Here is a 1,463-nt window from a genome sequence, read left to right as displayed (position 1 = left end):
CTACAGCAACCAAAGAGCTTAGCTAGCTCTAGGCGCTGTTGGGTAGTTGGGTAGATTCTGTACTGATATCGGGCTTTCATGCTGTTATTATAGGTTGGTCGGTATCTGTATTGCAACCGTGTATAGAGTTCATTTGACATCTCTAAGTAGAGGCTGCAAGCCTCTTGAGCATTAACCTGATGAAGCAGAGGTTGAGTTTGGTCGTGGCATTCGATAGGGTTCGCTCGTAGTTCTTAACCAGAATCTTACACCGCTCCATCCAAGCATTCGAACGCTCAATCACCCACCTAGCAGCAACTGGCACAAATCCGGACTTTCCCTGAGCTAGCTTCTGTGCCTTCGATGGCTTCGGCGACAGCTCAAACCTAATCTTTTGCATGATCTGCGGGTACACCGCCTCTAAACCCGCTTGCAACTTTTCTGGATGATAACCGTGGTCTAGCAATATCGTGATTTTGGGGAGATTGACTGGCTTCGAGCGAAAGTAGGCAATGTTGTGTCTCAACATCTCAATCAAGCCCGCATCGTCTGAAACATTGGCTGGTGTGCAGTGAGTGAAGAACGGAAATCCCAGCGTATCGACTGCCAAATGACGTTTGATGCCGTTGGTCGATTTGTAGAAACAAAACCCCTTTGTCTCTACATTCGCATTGCAGGTGTTTTTCACTGCTTGCGAGTCGATAATCATCAACCGAGTCCACTTGGCTTTTTTTTAACCTGGGTACGGACTCGTTGGTGTAAGACATTCATTAGCTTTTCAATCGACCCGGCTTCGCGCCACTGCTTGTAGTGCCAGTAAACCGTCGAGTAAGGCGGCAGATCCCTGGGTAAATCTGCCCAATTGCAGCCATTCTTGAGTTGATAGAGGATGCCATCAATAATCTCTCGCTTTGTCCACTTGGTCGGTCGTGTCTGCTTCTTGTGTGGTAGGAGCTCTGACACCAGAGGCTCAAGAGTTTCCCATTCCGGGTCACTAAGGCTGCTTGAGTAGCTCATCTTGACTGGTTTTTACTACACTCTCTAGCTTATTGCCTCTCTCAAAAGATCTCAAATGGGCTCTATAAAAGCTACCTCTATGACCTTGGCGACTCGATTCGACCTCACCCGCGAGGCAATTATCAATAGCTACCGCCAACGCATCCAACAGGGGCAAAGGACCAAGTTAACCCGTGATGAGCGAGAGAACCTGGCCCTTTTGTTGCTAGACCAGCTCAAGCAGGCAAATTCTGAAGATGAAATTAAGTCTCTGTGCGAAAAGGAAATTGCTCTATTGGAGGAAGGCTATCCCCAGCAGACTATCAGCAGCGATATTTTAACCCTTTACCGGAAGGTGATTAGGGATGCTATTACGGTTGGGGACTTACCTCTAACCGACTCGAACAGCCACATTATCCAGTGGACAAAGCGCAACACGGGAACCTCAGGAGTCAGCCAGGAGCACTATGCCCTCACCCATCTCAAGT

The 1,463-nt window shown here is 48.3% G+C and carries 3 protein-coding genes and 1 pseudogene; 1 reads left to right on the top strand and 3 read right to left on the bottom strand.

The annotated features are described in order from the left end of the window. The 3 genes from AC2VE5_RS27240 to AC2VE5_RS27230 form a co-directional block, all read right to left on the bottom strand. Window positions 1-80, bottom strand: an 80-nt coding sequence (locus AC2VE5_RS27240) for a helix-turn-helix domain-containing protein (protein WP_486890657.1), incomplete at its 3' end; no start/stop codon positions are given. A gap of 62 nt (window positions 81-142) precedes the next feature. Then, entirely contained in the window at window positions 143-691 is a 549-nt protein-coding gene (locus tag AC2VE5_RS27235; protein ID WP_486890656.1) for a transposase, read from the bottom strand. Further along, entirely contained in the window at window positions 688-942 is a 255-nt protein-coding gene (locus tag AC2VE5_RS27230; protein WP_486890655.1) for a transposase, read from the bottom strand. Before AC2VE5_RS27230 ends, AC2VE5_RS27235 begins: the two co-directional genes overlap by 4 nt. A 133-nt stretch (window positions 943-1,075) precedes the next feature. Between AC2VE5_RS27230 and AC2VE5_RS27225 the strand changes: the two are divergent. Next, window positions 1,076-1,463: pseudogene (locus AC2VE5_RS27225) on the top strand (telomere resolvase); the annotation flags it as partial.

The organism is Aliterella sp. E5.1 (assembly GCF_057473825.1).
This window is presented reverse-complemented; position numbering and strand designations above follow the sequence as displayed.